Source organism: Saccharomonospora xinjiangensis XJ-54, from assembly GCF_000258175.1.
Lineage (GTDB): Bacteria > Actinomycetota > Actinomycetes > Mycobacteriales > Pseudonocardiaceae > Saccharomonospora > Saccharomonospora xinjiangensis.
Genome location: NZ_JH636049.1, coordinates 4,489,173 through 4,506,571, shown reverse-complemented (window position 1 = coordinate 4,506,571; position 17,399 = coordinate 4,489,173). Strand labels below are relative to the sequence as shown.

16 protein-coding genes and 2 pseudogenes are annotated in these 17,399 nt (G+C 70.2%); 5 read left to right on the top strand and 13 right to left on the bottom strand.

Features of this window, described 5'->3' with window-relative positions:
* The 10 genes and pseudogenes from SACXIDRAFT_RS22565 to SACXIDRAFT_RS20400 all read right to left on the bottom strand — a co-directional run.
* Positions 1–139 (bottom strand): glycerate kinase (locus SACXIDRAFT_RS22565; RefSeq protein WP_006240584.1); only part of this gene is annotated, 139 nt, incomplete at its 3' end.
* Positions 140–155: 16 nt separating this feature from the next.
* Complete coding sequence (gene gcl, locus SACXIDRAFT_RS20440) at positions 156–1,931, bottom strand: glyoxylate carboligase (protein ID WP_006240583.1); 1,776 nt, start codon at positions 1,929–1,931, stop codon at positions 156–158.
* A gap of 52 nt (positions 1,932–1,983) precedes the next feature.
* Positions 1,984–2,874 (bottom strand): annotated as a pseudogene (locus SACXIDRAFT_RS20435) (2-hydroxy-3-oxopropionate reductase); the annotation flags it as partial.
* A gap of 25 nt (positions 2,875–2,899) precedes the next feature.
* Positions 2,900–3,718 (bottom strand): annotated as a pseudogene (locus SACXIDRAFT_RS20430) (hydroxypyruvate isomerase family protein).
* A 64-nt stretch (positions 3,719–3,782) separates the two neighbouring features.
* On the bottom strand, positions 3,783–4,628 hold the full coding sequence (locus tag SACXIDRAFT_RS20425; protein ID WP_408640384.1) for a solute carrier family 23 protein: 846 nt from the start codon (positions 4,626–4,628) through the stop codon (positions 3,783–3,785).
* Between the two features lie 72 nt (positions 4,629–4,700).
* Positions 4,701–5,087 (bottom strand): helix-turn-helix domain-containing protein, encoded by a 387-nt coding sequence (locus SACXIDRAFT_RS20420; RefSeq protein WP_006240581.1) that lies wholly within the window; start codon positions 5,085–5,087, stop codon positions 4,701–4,703.
* Positions 5,080–5,358, bottom strand: coding sequence for a thiamine-binding protein (locus tag SACXIDRAFT_RS20415; RefSeq protein WP_006240580.1), 279 nt, complete (start codon positions 5,356–5,358; stop codon positions 5,080–5,082). Before SACXIDRAFT_RS20415 ends, SACXIDRAFT_RS20420 begins: the two co-directional genes overlap by 8 nt.
* A gap of 10 nt (positions 5,359–5,368) precedes the next feature.
* Positions 5,369–6,655, bottom strand: coding sequence for a DUF6986 family protein (locus SACXIDRAFT_RS20410; RefSeq protein WP_006240579.1), 1,287 nt, complete (start codon positions 6,653–6,655; stop codon positions 5,369–5,371).
* A 44-nt stretch (positions 6,656–6,699) separates the two neighbouring features.
* Complete coding sequence (locus tag SACXIDRAFT_RS20405) at positions 6,700–8,094, bottom strand: NAD-dependent malic enzyme (protein ID WP_006240578.1); 1,395 nt, start codon at positions 8,092–8,094, stop codon at positions 6,700–6,702.
* Between the two features lie 323 nt (positions 8,095–8,417).
* The gene (locus SACXIDRAFT_RS20400) at positions 8,418–9,176 is read right to left on the bottom strand and encodes an SDR family oxidoreductase (RefSeq protein ID WP_006240577.1); all 759 of its coding nucleotides are present in this window, start codon (positions 9,174–9,176) and stop codon (positions 8,418–8,420) included.
* Between the two features lie 82 nt (positions 9,177–9,258).
* Between SACXIDRAFT_RS20400 and SACXIDRAFT_RS20395 the strand changes: the two genes are divergently transcribed.
* A complete protein-coding gene (locus SACXIDRAFT_RS20395; RefSeq protein WP_006240576.1) occupies positions 9,259–9,732 on the top strand; it encodes an RrF2 family transcriptional regulator in 474 nt (157 codons plus the stop codon).
* Positions 9,729–10,847 (top strand): tyrosine-type recombinase/integrase, encoded by a 1,119-nt coding sequence (locus SACXIDRAFT_RS20390; protein ID WP_006240575.1) that lies wholly within the window; start codon positions 9,729–9,731, stop codon positions 10,845–10,847. The genes SACXIDRAFT_RS20395 and SACXIDRAFT_RS20390 overlap by 4 nt, the downstream gene beginning before the upstream one ends.
* A gap of 120 nt (positions 10,848–10,967) precedes the next feature.
* Here SACXIDRAFT_RS20390 and SACXIDRAFT_RS23665 read toward each other — a convergent pair whose 3' ends face one another.
* On the bottom strand, positions 10,968–11,387 hold the full coding sequence (locus SACXIDRAFT_RS23665) for an FAD-dependent monooxygenase (protein WP_232285352.1): 420 nt from the start codon (positions 11,385–11,387) through the stop codon (positions 10,968–10,970).
* A 4-nt stretch (positions 11,388–11,391) separates the two neighbouring features.
* Positions 11,392–12,009: an FAD-dependent oxidoreductase gene (locus tag SACXIDRAFT_RS23660; RefSeq protein ID WP_232285351.1), complete on the bottom strand. Its 618-nt coding sequence runs from the start codon at positions 12,007–12,009 to the stop codon at positions 11,392–11,394.
* Positions 12,010–12,062: 53 nt separating this feature from the next.
* Here SACXIDRAFT_RS23660 and SACXIDRAFT_RS20380 point away from each other — a divergent pair, with 53 nt between their 5' ends.
* From SACXIDRAFT_RS20380 to SACXIDRAFT_RS20370, 3 genes are all read left to right on the top strand, one after another.
* A complete protein-coding gene (locus SACXIDRAFT_RS20380; RefSeq protein ID WP_040922834.1) occupies positions 12,063–12,629 on the top strand; it encodes a TetR/AcrR family transcriptional regulator in 567 nt (188 codons plus the stop codon).
* 122 nt (positions 12,630–12,751) lie between these two features.
* Positions 12,752–14,197 carry an acyl-CoA synthetase gene (locus tag SACXIDRAFT_RS20375; RefSeq protein WP_006240573.1) on the top strand — a complete coding sequence of 482 codons (1,446 nt, stop codon included), beginning with the start codon at positions 12,752–12,754 and terminating at the stop codon, positions 14,195–14,197.
* 206 nt (positions 14,198–14,403) lie between these two features.
* A complete protein-coding gene (locus SACXIDRAFT_RS20370; protein ID WP_006240572.1) occupies positions 14,404–15,858 on the top strand; it encodes an alanine/glycine:cation symporter family protein in 1,455 nt (484 codons plus the stop codon).
* 26 nt (positions 15,859–15,884) lie between these two features.
* Here the strand turns inward: SACXIDRAFT_RS20370 and SACXIDRAFT_RS20365 are convergent, their stop codons facing one another.
* The gene (locus SACXIDRAFT_RS20365; protein ID WP_006240571.1) at positions 15,885–17,246 is read right to left on the bottom strand and encodes an amino acid permease; all 1,362 of its coding nucleotides are present in this window, start codon (positions 17,244–17,246) and stop codon (positions 15,885–15,887) included.
* Between the last annotated feature and the right edge of the window lie 153 nt (positions 17,247–17,399).

The window sequence follows — 17,399 nt, the reverse complement described above, 5'->3', positions numbered from 1 at the left end:
CCCCGCCGTCGGCGACCGGGACGGCCACCACCCGCGCGGAGGGCAGCACGCTCCGCACCCCGGCGCCGACGGCGTCGGCGACCTCCGCGGCGCTCAGCGACCCCTTGAACTTGTCCGAGGCGATCAGCACGGTCGGCATGACGGGATCTCCACCCTCAGTCCAGCGGCGCGATCGCCGTGGGCGCGTGCCCCGCGTGCTCGGCCACCGGTTCGAACTCGACGACGTTGTCGATCTCGGTGCCCATCGAGACGTTGGTGACCCGTTCGAGGATCACCTCCACGACCACCGGAACCCGGTGCTCGGCCGCGAGCGTCCTTGCCTTGCCCAGCGCGGGCAGGATGTCGTCCGGCTCGAACACGCGGATCGCCTTGCACCCGAGCCCCTCGGCCACCTTGACGTGATCCACCCCGTACCCGCCGAGTTCGGGGGCGTTGATGTTCTCGAACGACAGCTGAACGCAGTAGTCCATGTCGAAGTTGCGCTGCGCCTGGCGGATCAGCCCGAGGTAGGCGTTGTTCACGACGACGTGGACGTACGGGATGTTGAACTGCGCACCGACGGCGAGCTCCTCGATGAGGAACTGGAAGTCGTAGTCGCCGGACAGCGCGACGACCGTGGATTCCGGGTCCGCCGTGGCGACACCGAGCGCGGCGGGCACGGTCCACCCGAGCGGCCCCGCCTGGCCCGCGTTGATCCAGTGCCTCGGCCGGTAGACGTGCAGCAACTGGGCCGCCTGGATCTGCGACAGTCCGATGGTGCTGACGTAACGGACCTCGGGACCGAACGCGCGGTTCATCTCCTCGTACACCCGCTGCGGTTTGATCGGCACGGTGTCGAAGTGGGTGCGACGCTGCATCGTGCTCCTGCGGGTCCGGCACTCCTGCGCCCACGCCCCCCTGTCGGGCAGTCGTTCCGCGCGCTTCCACTCCCGCGCGACCTCCACGAACAGGGAGAGCGCCGCCTTGGCGTCCGACACGATGCCGTAGTCGGGGGCGAACACCCTGCCGATCTGCGTCGGCTCGATATCGACGTGCACGAACGTCCGGCCCTCGGTGTAGGTGTCGATGCCACCGGTGTGGCGGTTGGCCCACCGGTTGCCGATGCCGAGCACGAAGTCGCTGGCCAGCAGCGTCGCGTTGCCGTAGCGGTGGGAGGTCTGCAAGCCCACCATGCCCGCCATCAGCGAGTGGTCGTCGGGAATCGCGCCCCACGCCATGAGCGTCGGCACCACGGGGACGCCGGTCAGTGCGGCGAACTCCACCAGTTCCTCCGCCGCGTCGGCGTTGACGACCCCGCCGCCCGCGACGATCAACGGCCGCTCGGACTCGCACAGCATCCTCAACGCCTTCTCGATCTGGCGGCGAGTCGCGGCTGGTTTGGTGACGGGCAGCGGCTCGTACGTCTCCGGGTCGAACTCGATCTCCGCGAGCTGCACGTCGAGCGGCAGGTCGATCAGGACAGGTCCGGGGCGACCCTCGCGCATCAGCTGGAACGCCTTGGCGAACGTGCCAGGAACCTGCGCGGGCTCCAGCACGGTGACGGCCCACTTCGTCACCGGCGTCGCGATCGAGGCGATGTCAACGGCCTGGAAGTCCTCCTTGTGTAACTTCTCGACCGGGGCCTGGCCGGTGATGCACAGGATCGGGATGGAATCCGCGCTGGCGGAGTACAGTCCGGTGATCATGTCGGTGCCCGCGGGGCCCGAGGTGCCGACGCAGACCCCGATGTTGCCTGCCTTGGCCCGGGTGTACCCCTCGGCCATGTGGGACGCGCCCTCGACGTGCCGGGCGAGGACGTGGCGGATACCGCCGTGCGCTCTCATCGCGCTGTAGAAGGGGTTGATCGCCGCACCGGGCAGGCCGAACGCCTGCGTCGCCCCCTCCTTCTCCAGGATGAGGACCGCGGCATCGACGGCTCGCATGCGTGCCATGTGTTCTTCCTTCGAATGTCGCTGGCGGGGGTCGGAAGGGAATCGGCGGAGGTCAGCGGCCCGTGCGGCCACTGAGCCGCTCGACCCCGCGCAGCAGGGCCGAGTGGTCGAGACCGCCGTCGCCGACGGCCTTCGCGGACGCCATGAGCTGCGCGAGGAGCGCGCCGACGGGTACGACGACCCCGGCCTCCCTCGCGGCGGCGGTGACGATGCCGAGGTCCTTGTGGTGCAACTCGATGCGGAACCCCGGCTCGAACGAGCGGGACAGCATGTTGCTCCGTTTCTGGTCGAGCACCTTCGAGCCCGCCAGGCCGCCACCGAGGACGGTCAGCGCGGCCTCGGTGTCCACGCCGTACGCCTCCAGGAACACCACGGCCTCGGACAGCGCCTGGATGTTCGCCGCGACGATCAACTGGTTGGCGGCCTTCACCGTCTGTCCGCTGCCGCTCGGTCCGACGTGCACGACCATCCCGCCGACGACGTCGAAGAGCGGCTTCGCCTCCTCGAAATCGGCGGCGTCTCCCCCGACCATGATGGACAGCGTCGCGTTCTTCGCCCCGGCCTCCCCGCCGGACACCGGCGCGTCGAGCATGCGGAACCCGCGTTCGGTCGCGCGATCGGCGAGCGCCACCGCGACATCCGGCCGGATGCTGGAGAAGTCGATCAGCAGCGAGCCGGGCCTGGCGTTGTCGAGGACGCCGCCCTCGCCCGCCAGCACCTCCTCGACGTCCGGGGAGTCCGGCACCATCACGCAGACCACGTCGGCGTCGGCGACGGCCTCCGCCACCGAGTCGGCGGCTCGCCCGCCCGCCGCGACGAGGGGCCGGGTCTTGTCGGGTGTCCGGTTGTGGCCCACGACGTCGTGTCCGGCTTCGGCGAGATGCACCGCCATGGGGCTGCCCATGATGCCGAGTCCGATGAAAGCAATGGTGGCCATGGTTGCTGTGTCCTTTTCGCAGTGTCGGGATTCAGGCGCCGCGACGGTCGGGCGCCAACCAGTCGAAGCTGTCGGCGGAGTCGCCGGAAGGCTTGTACTCCAGACCGACCCAGCCGGAGTAGCCGCGCTCCTGGAGGGCCGCGAGCTGCCTGCCGAGCGGCAACTCGCCGGTTCCGGGCTCGCCCCGGCCGGGGGCGTCAGCGATCTGCACGTGCGCCACCCGGGGAGCGTGCTCGGCGATGACCCGGTCCACGTCGTCGCCGTTGACCGCGAGGTGATAGAGGTCGGCGAGCAGGCCCACGTTCCGTACCTCGGTCTCGCGCTGGACGCGGTCGATGACGGCGAGCGCGTCGGCCGCGGTCCGCAGCGGGTACCTCTCAGCCCCGCTGATGGGTTCGACGAGCACCGTGCCGTCGATGCGTGCGACGGCCCTCGCCGCGAGCGCGAGGTTCTCGACGGCGAGTTCGTCCTGCTCGCCGGGGTCGGCGCCGGCGACGCGGTTGCCGTACAGGGCGTTGAAACCCTTGGTGCCGAGTTCCTCCCCGATGCCGACAACGACATCCACGTTGTCGCCGAACTCGGCCGAGCGTGCGGGTCAGGAGACCAGCCCGCGGTCACCGCCCGGCATGTCCCCCGCGAAGAAGTTGAGGCCCACGAGCCGCACACCCGCGTCGCGGACGGCGGAGACGAACCGGGTGACCTCCCTGTCGGAGGGGACGGCCTCGGCGAACGGCCACCAGAACTCGACGCCGTCGAACCCCGCGGCCCTGGCCGCGGCGGGACGTTCGAGCAGGGGCAGTTCCGTGAACAGGATCGAGCAGTTGACCTCGTAGGGAAGGCAGTGCGTCACAGTGTTACCTCGATTCCCACGTCCGCGCGGGCGCGGTCGTGTCCTTCGTCCTGGCAGGGAAGCGTCACGCCGGCTCGCTCCCCTGGCGAGGCGGCACCGGCCTCGGCTCGCCCCGGATGTCGTCGTCGAGCGTGTCGCCGAGCGAGTCCCTGCTGCTGTCGGCCGCCTCGAACACCGAGGCGCCTGCTCGGTTCCCCACGGTGATCTCGTTGAACAGCACGTTGAGCAGGACGGCGACGAGCGCGGCCGCGCTGATCCCGGAGTGCATGACGACGCCGAGCCATTCGGGGAACGCCGACCAGAAGTCCGGCGCCGCGATCGGGATGATGCCGACGGCCATCGACACCGACACGATCACCATGTTCAGGTTGTTCTGGTAGCGCACCCTGGCGAGGGTGCGGATTCCGCTGGCCGCGACGGAGCCGAACAACACGATGCCTGCTCCGCCGAGCACGGGGTAGGGAATGGCCGCCACCACCGCGCCGACCACGGGAAGCAGGCCGAGCAGCAGGAGCACGCCACCACCGACCGCGACCGCGAATCTGCTCTTGATGCCGGTCAGCGCCACGAGGCCGACGTTCTGGGCGAACGCGCTGCACGGGAACGTGCCGAAGACGGGCGCGACGGCGGTGGCACCCATGTCGGCTCGGAGCCCTGCCGCCACGCGCTTCGCGTCCACCTCGGTGTCCACGATCTCGCCGATGGCGAGGATGTCGGCCGTCGTCTCCGTCATGATCACGAAGATGACGATCGTCATGGAGACGATGGCGCCGATCTCGAACGTGGGTGATCCGAAGTGGAGGATCTCCGGAAGCGAGAAGATCTTCGCCTCGCTCACCTGCGAGAAGTCCGCCATGCCGGTCGCCGCGGCGACCACCGTGCCCACCACGAGCCCGAGCAGGATCGACAACCGGCCAGCGGTTCTCTAGATCGATTCAGACGAGGTCGGCGGCCCACCCGGCCGGGTGAGGGAGCGGTGCGATCAGCTCCGGGCCCGGTTCAGGTAGTTGTAGACGGTGAAGCGGGTCACGCCGAGTGCCTCGGCCACTGTCTCGGCCGACCTGCGGAAGTGGAACGCTCCACGCTCCTCCAGCAGCCGCACGGCTCGCTGCTTGTCCTGGCGCGGCAGGGTGGCGAGCGGGCCACCGAGTTCGGCGGCCACGTCGTCGAGCAGGGCGGCCAGTCCCGCGCCGCCCGGCGCCTCGGCGCCGGAGAGGCGCACCGCGGCGACGGTCTCGCCATCCCAGCGCAGGGGGACGTCCGTATCCTCCATCTCCTCGGCGGCGACGATCCGCCCGTTGACCCTGCGCACCAGCGGGAGCACGGCCGCGATCAGGGGATGACGTCCCGCGCTCTCCTGATCAGGCACCGGACCGCCTCCCGTCCTCGGACGACGGGACCTGCTCGGCAGGCTCCACCTGGAGGGTCACCCTGGTCGCACCGTGCGCGAACGCCGCAGACACGATGCGACCAAGGGCCGGCAGCAGCGCATCGTCCTCACCGGACACACCGGTGCCGAGCGGACCGAAGTCCACGCTCAGCCCGGCCTCCTCCGCGGCACGCAGAGCCGCACGCGCATGCTCCGGTGGCTCGCCCTCCCCGATGAACGGCTCGGTGGTGAATTCAGCGTTCAACCGCATGGCCGAAAGGCTACCCCTCGACAGCCTCCCCGACGGGGCGTCGGCGGGCGAGCGCGGCGAGTCCGGCGAGTTCCAGGCTGGGCGCCCGCTCGACCTCCTCGACACCCACTCCCCCGCACTCGACACCGCGGAGCACGAAGGCCGCGAGGGCCGCTGCGGTGGCCGGTTCGTCGAGATACCCGGAGTCGCCTCCGCCGAGGTAGGCGGAAAGCCGGGTCAGCGCGTCGGTCATGCCGTCCCGGTAGAACACGTACGTGGCGAGATAGCGGGTCGGCAACTGCGCGGGATGAAGATCCCAGCCCTGGTAGAAACCACGTTCCAGCGATCGGCGCACCAATCGGGCGTGCAGGCGCCACGCGGCGTGGACGCGGTGCTCGTCTCCGACCGGCAACACGTTGGTCGAGCCGTCGGACAGGAACACCCCGGTACCGGCCGCCGCCACCTGCATGACCGACTTGGCGTGGTCCGCCGCCGGATGTTCCATGCTTTGGTAGGCCGCCGCGATACCGCACGACGCCGAGTAGTCGTAGGTGCCGTAGTGCAGTCCGGAACACCGCCCGTTCGCCGAGTGCAGCATCCTGGCGACGAGCACCGTCCCGTCCGGATCGAGGATCGACTGCGGCGTCTCCACCTGGATCTCGAAGCGCAGCGTGCCCTCGGTCAGCCCGAGCGCGGATTCGAGCCGTTCGCAGGCGACCACCATGGCCTCCACCTGATCAACGGAGGTCACCTTGGGCAGCGTGACGACGAACCCGTCGCCGAGACCGCCACCGGCGTGCAGTTCCTCCACGAAGAGGCACAACGTGCGCACGCCTCTGCGCCGGGTCGCCGCTTCGAGACTCTTGAACCGGATTCCGTGACAGGGCGGTGCCGACCCGTCGCGCACCGCCGCCGCGAGCGTTCGCGCGGCGGCGATCACGGCGGCGTCCTCCTCGCGGTCGGGGCGGGCACCGTAGCCGTCCTCGAAATCGATGCGCAGGTCCTCGATCGGCTCGCGGGACAGCTTGGCGAGCACGCGCGGGTACGCATCGACGGCGAGTTCCCTGGCGACGTCCGTGACCTCGCCGAACGCCTCCGGCGTGCGCGCGTGGCGTTCCAGCGCCTCGCGCGCCAGCCTCCCCCACGACGCCACGGTGCCGCCGTCGTAGCGATCGCCCGGCACGTACACCGTGTGCACCGGCTGACGGGTTCCCCTCTCTCCGGGGAAACTCGCGGCCAGCGCGCCATCGGAGGCGGCCAGCCGCGCGTCGAGTTCGCCTGCGATCAAGTCCGGGTCGGCGGCCATGCGGATCTCCATCAGTGTTCCCACCTTCCTCGTTCGGTTGCCCCGTCGGTGAACAGTCAGCTCGCGCCGGACGCCGTCGCGGCCTCGCGGACCGCCCGCGCCACGGCGGGAGCGACGGTGCCGTCGAACACGGACGGCACGATGTAGCCCGCGCCCAGCTCACCCGGCTCCACGGAGTCGGCGATGGCGTCCGCCGCGGCGATCAGCACGGCTTCGGTGATCTCGCTGGTGCCCGCGTCGAGCATGCCCCGGAAGAAACCGGGGAAGGCGAGGACGTTGTTGATCTGGTTCGGGAAGTCCGAGCGGCCGGTCGCGACGACGGCGGCGTGCTCCCGCGCGGCGAACGGGTCAACCTCGGGGTCGGGGTTGGCGAGCGCGAACACGATCGCGTCGTCGGCCATCGCCGCGATGTCGTCGCCGGTGAGGAGATTCGGGGCCGAGACACCGATGAACACGTCCGCGCCGACGAGGGCCTCGGCGAGTGTGCCGTCGTGACCGGGTGGATTGGTGTGCTCGGCGATCCAGCGCCGGGCCGGTTCGAGCCCGTCCCTGCCGGGGTGCACGACTCCGCGCCGGTCGCAGGCGACGATGTCGCGCACGCCCTGCGCGCGCAGCAGCCTGATAATGGCGTACCCCGCGGCGCCGACCCCGCTGACCACCACTCGGACGTCCGCCTTCTTCTTGCCGACGACGCGCAGCGCGTTGGCAAGCGCGGCGAGCACCACGATGGCGGTGCCGTGCTGGTCGTCGTGGAAGACCGGGATGTCGAGCTCGGCCCTGAGCCGCCGCTCGATCTCGAAGCATCGCGGCGCGGCGATGTCCTCGAGGTTGATGCCGCCGTAGACGGTGGCCAGCGACCGGACGATCTCGACGATCTTGTCGGGGTCCCGCGCGTCGAGGCACACCGGCCACGCGTCCACCCCCGCGAACTGCTTGAACAGGGCGGCCTTGCCCTCCATCACCGGAAGCGCGGCGGCGGGACCGATGTCGCCGAGCCCGAGCACTGCCGAGCCGTCCGTGACGACGGCGACGGTGTTGCGCTTGATGGTGAGTCTTCGGACGTCCTCGGGATTCTCGGCGATGGCGCGGCAGATCCGGGCCACGCCCGGCGTGTACGCGCGGGACAGGTCGTCGCGGTGCCGCAGCGGCACCTTCGAGGTGACTTCGAGCTTGCCGCCGAGATGCATGAGGAACGTGCGGTCGCTCACCTTGCGCACCGAAACGGCGTCCACCTCCGCGAGCGCAGCGGCGATGGTCTCGGCGTGTTCGGCGTCCGTGGCGTCGCACGTGATGTCAACGACGATCCGGTCGGCGTGGGATTCCACCACGTCGAGAGCGGTGAGCGCGCCACCCGCGCGCCCGACGGCGGCCACCAGGCCGCTGGTGACGCCCGCGTTGGAAGGCGCCTCGACCCGAACGGTGATCGCATAGCCCGGACTCGTGTTCGACATCGAACCTCGCTTGACCGTGAGAGGACAACCATCTGTAGTTCCGCAATGTGGAGGTTAATCTCTACGATCCGGAACTTCAACAGTTTGTCAACGCAGGGCGTTGTCGCGCACGATCCAGCGTCGGCGCCCGGCCACGCACCGGGCCCAGAGCGAGGGCCTGGCCCACCTCGAAAGCGTCCCCATCGCCTGACGGCGGCCGCAGTCGGCGCGCCGGCTGCGGCCACTTGCCCGACCCGACGACGACCCTCGGCCGACAGCGGCCTCGCTTGTCCACAGTGGACACAGCTGGCCGCCCCGGTACCGACCCCCTTCGAGCTACCGGCTCAGACCTCCTCCGCGGGCTTCTGGGTCGCAAGCCACTCGTCGAACGTGGTCGGCGCGATACGGGCGCCTTCCCCTGGCAGCAGGACCTCACCCGCCATGGACGCTCCGAAGATCCCCGACCAGGTGGGCACGAGCCTCACCTCACGGCCTCGCGCCTGATTCGTGCGCCTCGCCATATCGACGAGGTCGTGCGGCTCGGGCCCCGCGACATCGACATAGCGACCCTTCGCCTCGCCTGTCGCGATCTCGGCGAGGATGTCGGCGACGTCGGAAGGGGCGATGGGCTGCACCAGAAGTGGCGCGATCGTGGCGACGCCGTCCTGCTCGGTCCAGCTCGTCACCATCGCCGCGAAGTCGTGGAACTGGGTGAAAGGCACGATCGTCCAGGGCACCGGGCCCTCCGACACGAGGCGTTCCTGCTCGCGCTTCCCCGCGTAGTGGGCGTTGCCGCCGATGTCGTGGATGCCGACGATCGAGAGCAGGACGTGGTGGCCGACGCCCGCGCGCTCCTCGGCGGCGAGCAGGTTCCGTGTCGTGGCACCGAAGAACTCGACTGTGGCGGCCTCGTCGGCAGGGGGCGCGTTGATGGCGTCCACAACGGCCTCGACGCCGGCGAGCACCCCGTCCAACCCCTCCCCTGTGCGCAGGTCAACGCCGAGCGAGCGGCTGATGCGCACGACCTCGTGCCCCTGTCGTTCGAGGACGGCAGCGGTGAGGCTCCCGATATTGCCCGTGGCACCGGCAACCGCGATTCGCATGACGATCTCCTTCGTGAGCCGTGCGGACGTCGAGAGTATCGCGGACTAAATAGATCCGCAATATCTTCGATACACTGGTCCTGTGAAGCTGCCGGTGAGCACGGAATGGGTCTTGCACTGCGCCACGACGCTGGCGCAGCTCGAACCACGAGCGACCGCCTCGGCGGCCCAGCTCGCTGACTACTTCGACCTGCCCGCGCCGTATCTGGCGAAGCAGCTCAAGGCGCTGGCCAAGGCGGGGGTGCTCACCGCGACCCCGGGGCCTCGCGGCGGCTACCGCCTCGCCAGGCCCGCCACCGACATCACGCTCCTGCAGATCGTGGAGGCCGTGGACGGCGCCGCTTCTCCGTACGAATGCCACGAGATCCGGCAGCAAGGCCGAGGAGCACTGTCCCCTGAGGACTGCCGTCACACGTGCGTGATCGCGGTCAAGATGGCCGAAGCACACGAGGCGTGGAAACGCAGCCTCGCGGGGGTCACCCTCGCCGACATCCTCGGCGAGATCCCGCCGTGGGCGCCTGCCCGAACCCGTTCGCTGCTCTCCGGATCGCGATGACCACACACCTCCCCGACCACCCGGCCACGCAGCCGGACGCCTTCACGACGGCGCTGGAGCCCGCCCACCGCGCGCTGCCCTCCCCCGGACTGCCCGCACACCGAGTGGACGCCGTCGTTGCCCACCAGTTGATGGCCGACATCGGCGCCGAACGCCTCGACAGGCTGTCGCGAACCCTCGACAGAACCACGTTCGGGGTGGTGCTGCACTGGCTGTCCAGCTACCAGCGGCGTTCCCTCGACACCAAACGCGGTTACGCCGACGACATCTGCCGCATCGCCGAGTGGTTCGCCGCCGCCACCGGCCGCACGCCTGCCGACCTGCTGAACGCCATGACGTTCGACACCGTGACGGCCTGGTCGCTCTACGCCAAGAGCAAGGGCTGGTCGGCGCGCACCCAGCGCCGCTACCTCTCCGCGCTGTCGTCCCTTTTCGACCACGCCAGGCGAGCACACCGCCTCGCCGTGGAGAACCCGGTGCACCTGCCCACCCACGCACCGCCCATCGGGACCTCGACCAACGGCCGCCCTCCCGGCGCCACCCGCGTGCTCGAACTGCCCGAGGTGGCCGCACTCGCCTCGGCGTGTTCGAGCCACGAGGAACACCTCGTGTTCGAGTTGCTGTTCACCCAGGGGTTGCGGGAGTCCGAAGTGGTGTCGCTCGACATCGACAACCTCGATCACGCACATGTGCCGCCGGTGTTGTCGGTGGCCCGCAAAGGTGGCCGCTGGGTGCGCCGCAGGCTCGGCGACGCGGCCACCCCGCACCTGACCGCCTACCTCGACGGCCGGAGCACCGGCCCCGTGCTCGTCCACCCGGAGACCGGGTTGCGCCGCGACCGGCACCAGCTCATCAGCATCACGCGGCGCCTCGCCCGCCACGCCGGCCTGCGCGAACCGAGGAAGGTCACCCCGCACGTGCTCAGGGCCACGGCCATCACCGCCCTGCTCGACAAGGGAAAGCCGTTGCAGGAGGTGCAGGAGTGGGCGGGACACGCCAACGCCTCCACCACCCGCGGATACTGGGAACGCCGCAACAGCGTGCAGCGCGACGCCGCTCTCTCGGCCACGCTCACCGCCGACCTCGCACAGGCCGCCGCCGACCTCGCCGGGTGACCGGCGGGCGGTCACGCCCGCGGCACGGCCCCGCACGTGACAGGGTGGCGGCGCACCGTCCCGCGTGTCACGGGCAGGCAGGCCGCGACCCACCGGCCAGGAGCACGCCGGACGACCGAGTCAGACGGCCGCCGCCGCGCGCACCAGCACGTCACGCACGCGCGTGGCACGGCGCGCCGTGCTCAGGCGGCCGACCCACCGTGCGGCTGTCGCGATCCGCTGGGTCGGCCCGCGCCGTTGCCGGTCGTAGTCACGCAACGCCGTGGCGATGTCGCCCCTCGTCGAGGCCGTCGCGAGACAACGGGCCAGTGTCAGCCCGTCGATCAGTGCCTGGCAGGCGCCCTGCCCGAGGTCCGGTGTCATCGCGTGGGCGGCATCGCCGATCAACGCGGTGTGCCCGCTGACATAACGGGGCAGCTTGGGACCGAGATAGCGAAGGCCGTGGCAGAGCAACCGCGCCGGATCGGCCTGCCGCAGTATCGAGGGAACCGGTTCCGGCCATCGTCCGAAGTGGCCCAGCAGAAGGTCGCGCTCCCTCACCGGATCACCGGGAGGCGAGGCCACCGGCAGTACGGCGTAGAAGTTGGTGCGGCCGCCGGTCAATGGCGTGTAGCCGAACTTCGCGCCGGGCCCCCAGACTTCCCCCGCCCCCTCGACCCGGACGTCCAGCACACCGCGCCACACCGTCCGCCCCGTGTCGCGAAGGCCGTATCGCGCGCCGAAGAGGCGGCGGCGGACGGCGCTGCGCACCGTCGGCGCCGATCACCACGTCCGCGTCAACGTCGTAGGGCGCCTGCTCGCCGAAGTGGACGGTGCCGTCGGGAAGCGACTCGAACAGCAGCGCGAGCAGGTCGGGACGCGCCACCACGTGCACTGTCTCGCCTGCCCTGCGGCGGATGCGATCCGTGTCGATCGTCGCGAGCGTGCCGCCGTCGAGGGTCCGGATCACGCCCGGCTGCTGTGGTGCCGCACGCCTGCGCAGTTCGTCGCCGAGGCCCAGCGCGTCGAGTGCCCTCAGCGCGCGCGGCCACATGCCGAGGCCCGCGCCGTCGTCGGCGAGCGCATCGGCCCGCTCGTACACGTGGACGCGCCAGCCCGCCAGAGTCAGCCCCGCCGCCGCGGCGAGCCCGCCGATCCCACCACCGACTATCCGAGCTTCCATACCCCGACCGTACTACACATGTAGTGGCATCACTACGGGAGTAGTGTGTGGGCGTGACGACACGCAGGGACCAGGTGCTCAACGCCGCGATCCGGGTCCTCGGATCGCAGGGAACGCGGCAGCTCACACACAGGGCCGTGGATGCCGAGGCACGGCTGCCCGAGGGCTCGACGTCGAACTACTTCCGCAACCGCGACGCCCTCGTCGCGGGCGTTCTCGACCGGCTCGTCGCCCAGGACGAGCAGGCGTGGGGCCTGTTCTCGGCCGACCTGGACACCAGCGCCCTCACTCTCGACGGTTTCGCCGAGGCCGTGGCCCAGTTCGTGGACGAGCTCGCCTCGACGGCCCGCACCGCCACACTCGCCCGGCACGCGATCTTCCTCGAAGCCGCGCACCGCGAGCACCTTCGCGAGCAGGTCGAGTCACGACGGCAACGCCTCCAGACCTGGGGGGCACCGTGGCTGCGGCGACTCGGCTCCCCTCACCCCGAACGCGACTTCGCCGCCCTGCGCGCACTGCTGGAGGGCCTGCTGTTCCAGCAGTGCACACTGCCCGACCCCCGCTTCGCCCCGTCCGTTCCGGTCCGCGCCCTACTGGACGGCCTGAGCCGCCGCTGGTGAGGCTGGTCGCATCGTCCACCGTCTCGCCGCTACCTCGGACAACGCGATCGCGGCCCCCTGAGCCTGGCACCATAGGCCGCTGACAGCCCAGACCACGACACTGTCGGCGACAAGGAGATTCGGTGACCGTGCTCTTTCCCGCCCTCCGGACATCCGGCGACGATCCCGCGCTGCGGTTCGGCGACCGCGGGCTGACCTACGGCGAACTCGCCGCGACAGCGGGCGCGCTCGCCCACCGGATCCGCTCGGCAGGGGGCGAGTCCCCGCGCGTGGCCGTGTGGGCCACCCCGAGCCTGGAGACCGCCGTGGCGACCGTCGCGGCCCTGCTCGCGGGCGTGCCCGCCGTGCCGATCAACCCCAAGATCGGGCAGCGCGAGCTGGCCCACATCGTCGCCGACAGCGAGCCGGGACTCGTCCTCACCGAGCCCGGCGCCAGCCTGCCCCCGGGCCTGGACTCCGTCACCCGCGTCGAGGTCGGTCTCGCCGACAGGGCCGACCCGCCCTGCGAAAACGACACGGACGACGAGTCGCCCGCGTTCGTCGTCTACACGTCGGGCACCACCGGAGCGCCCAAAGGCGTCGTGCTGCCCCGGCGCGCCGTGGTGAGCACCCTCGACGCACTCGGCGACGCCTGGCAGTGGACCGCCGACGACGTCCTCATCCACGCTCTGCCGCTGTTCCACGTCCACGGCCTGATCCTGGGCATCCTCGGGCCGCTGCGCAGGGGCGGCAGCGTCCGGCACGTGGGCCGGTTCTCCCCCGCCGCCGTGGCCGCCGAGCTGACCACCGGCGCCACCATGATGTTCGGCGTTCCCACGATGTATCACCGGATCGCCGGCGAGGTCGCGGGCGACGCCGGTCTCGCGGAGGCACTGGCCGGTGCCCGGCTGCTGGTGTCGGGGTCGGCGGCGTTGCCCGTGCATGACCACGAGCGCATCACCGCCGCCACAGGGCAGCGGATCGTCGAGCGCTACGGCATGACCGAGACACTGATGAACACCAGCGTGCGGGCCGACGGCGAACGCAGGCCGGGCACGGTCGGCCTGCCGCTGCCCGGAGTCGAACTGCGGCTGGTTGACGAGCAGGGCACGCCCATCGAGGTGTGGGACGGCGAGACGGTCGGCGAGATCGAGGTGCGGGGCCCCAACCTGTTCACCGAGTACCTGAACCGGCCCGACGCGACCGAGGGGGCATTTCACGACGGATGGTTTCGCACCGGTGACATGGCTGTGCGCGACCCCGACGGATATGTGCGCATCGTGGGACGCAAAGCCACCGACCTGATCAAGAGCGGTGGGTATCGCATCGGTGCGGGCGAGATCGAGAACGCCCTGCTCGAACACCCCGGGGTCGCCGAGGCCGCCGTCACCGGCGAACCGGACGCCGACCTCGGCGAGCGGATCGTGGCATGGGTCGTGCCGCAGGGCACCCCGCCGTCGGAAGAGGAACTGGCCGAGCACGTCGCCACTCTGCTCACCCCGCACAAACGCCCCCGCGTGGTGCGGTTCCTCGACGCGCTGCCCCGCAACGACATGGGCAAGGTCATGAAACGGGCGCTGCACGGCTGAACCGGCGCTTTCGACACAGCCCGAACGGGAGGTTCCGGCGACGGCCGAGGAGCTTCGTCTCCGCCCCGGGTACCTCGTCCGGCTCGGGGTGGCCAGGGCCGTCCTGGGTCCTGGCCACCCCGAGCTCACGAAACGCATCACCCGCCTGCGTACACTGTCGCGCGATTCAAGACCCCCCGACGACCCACAAGGTGAGGAGCGGGCGCATGGACGCGCTGATGGAACTCATCGGCGAGGTGAACGACGTCTTCTGGACGTACCTCGTCATCCCGATTCTGGTGTTACTCGGTCTCTACTTCACCGTGCGCACCGCGGGTGTCCAGTTTCGGATGATCCCGCAGATGCTGCGTGACCTGCGGGGAGCGCCGGAGAAGGCGCCGGACGGGAAGCGGTCCATCTCGTCGTTCCAGGCCTTCTCCATCTCCGCCGCGGCCCGCATCGGCACGGGCAACGTGGCCGGTGTGGCGATCGCCATCGCGGTCGGCGGACCCGGCGCCGTGTTCTGGATGTGGGTGATGGCGATCATCGTCGGCGCGCTCGCTTTCGCGGAGTCCACGCTCGCGCAGCTGTTCAAGGTGCGCGACCGTTACGGCTACCGGGGCGGCCCCGCGTACTACATGCAGCACGGTCTGAACGCCCGCTGGATGGGCGTGATCTTCGCCGTCGTCATCATCTTCACGTTCGGCTTCAGCTTCAACATGGTGCAGGCCAACAGCATCACCGACGTCGTGTCCACCTCGATCACGACGATCACCGGTGACGCCGAGCCCTCCGGCTGGCTCGCTCCGGTCATCGGCATCGCGCTCGTCGCGCTCGTGGGTGTCGTGATCCTCGGCGGTGTGCGCCGCATCGCCTACGTCGCGTCGCTGGCCGTGCCGTTCATGGCGTTGATCTACCTGCTGGTGGGGCTCGTCGTGGTGGGCATGAACGTGGAGAAGGTACCCGAGGTGTTCGCGAGCATCGTCGGCTCGGCCTTCGGCTTCGAGCAGATCGGCGGCGCCGCCGTGGGCACGGCCATCATGCAGGGCATCCGCCGGGGCCTGTTCTCGAACGAAGCCGGTATGGGTTCGGCCCCCAACGCCGGTGCCAGTGCCGCGGTGAGCCACCCCGCCAAGCAAGGGCTCGCGCAGACGCTCGGCGTCTACTTCGACACGCTCATCGTGTGCTCCATCACAGCGTTCATCATCCTCGTCTCCGATCCCGTCTACGGCGAGGACGTCGGCGCCGCGCTGACCCAGACCGCCCTGGAGACCAACCTCGGCTCCTGGGCCGTGCACCTGCTGACGGTGATCGTGCTCCTGCTCGCCTTCACGTCCGTGCTGGGCAACACGTTCTACGGCGAGGCGAACCTGCGGTTCCTCACCGGCAACGACCGCATCGTGCCGCTGTTCCGCCTCACCGTGCTCGGCATGCTCTACCTCGGCGCGGTCAGCTCCCTCGATTTGGTGTGGAGCTTCGCCGACGTCACCATGGGCCTGATGGCGGTGGTGAACCTGCTCGCCGTCGCCCCGCTCGGGGCGCTCGTGATCCGGTTGCTCAAGGACTACGAGAAGCAGCGCAAGGACGGCCTCGACCCCGTTTTCACGCGCGAGAGCATGCCCGACGTGCGGGGCATCCAGTGCTGGGACTCCGGGGTGGAACGGTCCACGGAGAAGGTGTGACGCGCTCCCCGCAGGGTGCGGTGGGATCAGGTCCCCACCTGCCCTGCGGGGGTCACGTCGGGCAGGCCGTTGCGGGCGACGCGGCGTCTGGCGATCTCGTAGGTCGCCCCGTGCACCACGATCAGCGCCACAGTGGCGATGAGCCCGGCGTAGGACGTGTCGCTGTCGAGAACGAGAGAACCGAAGATCACCGCGAGGACGGCGAGGCAGCACCAGTCCGTGTACGGCGAGCCGGGCATCCGGAACCCGGCCCCGGCGATCAGCCCGTCCCGCACCCTTGCGCGGAAACGCAGGTGGGAAACGAAAATGGACATCCAGCCGAGGAGGATGCCCACCGATGCCGCGCCGAGCGCGAGCGAGAAGATCGCCCCCGCGTCCGCGAACAGGATCAGCAGCACCCCGGCCAGGTAGACCACAGCCGTGAAGACCAGCGCTCCGGCAGGCACTCCCCTGCTGTTGATCGTCACGGTCGCCTTCGGAGCCGAACCGTGGGCCGCGAGGTTACGCAGCAGCCGCACCGTCGCGTAGAGGGCGGCGTTCACGCCGGACAGCGACGCGCTGAGCACGACGGCGTTCATGATCCCCCCGACGTGCGGCACGCCGAGGCTCGCGAGCGCGGTGACGAACGGCGACTCGTCCGCGCTGTACCGGCCGGTGGGCAACAGCATCGCGAGCACGAGAACCGACCCGACGTAGAACAGGCCGAGCCGGAACACCACACCGCGGACGACCTTCGGCATCGACCTCGCGGTATCCCTCGCCTCACCGGCCGCGGTGGCGGTGACCTCGACCGCGGAGAACGAGAACACCACCGCCTGCATCACCAGGACCACCGGCCACACGCCGTTGGGAAGGAAGCCGCCCTCCCAGAGGTTCGCCACGCTCGCGTCCGGGGTCGCTGAACCACCGAACACGACCACCAGCGTGCCGACGACGAGGAACAGCAGCACGGCGATCACCTTGATCGCGGCGGCGACGCTCTCGACGAGCCCGAAGGCACGCACGGTCAGCACGTTGGTGCCGAACACGAGCGCCATCGCCACCAGCGGCGACAACCACGCGGGCGCGCCGGGGAACCAGTAGGCGGTGTAGACGCCGACGGCGGAGATCTCGGCGATGCCGACCAGCAGGGCGACGGTCACGTAGATCCACCCCGTCAGGTGGGCGAACCGGGGACCGACGAACTCCCTCGCGTACGAGACGAACCCTCCCGTGGTCGGCCGGTACACGGTCATCTCGCCGAGCGCCCGCATCAGCAGATACACCAGGACACCGACGACAAGGTACGAGATCACCAGTCCGGGTCCGACCGCGTTCAGCGGTTCGCCGAGCCCGAGGAAGAGGCCGACACCGACGGCTCCACCGAAGGCGATCATCTGGAGCTGCAACGACGACAGTTCCTTGCGGTACCCGATCTCTCCCCGCTCCTCGTGGGGGATGGCGTGGCCGCTCCCGCTTCCTCGTGCTCGGCGGACCCAGTGCTGGCGGACATGTGGCCGTTGCCTCCTGTGGACGCGGTGTCGATGATCGCCGGGCCAGGA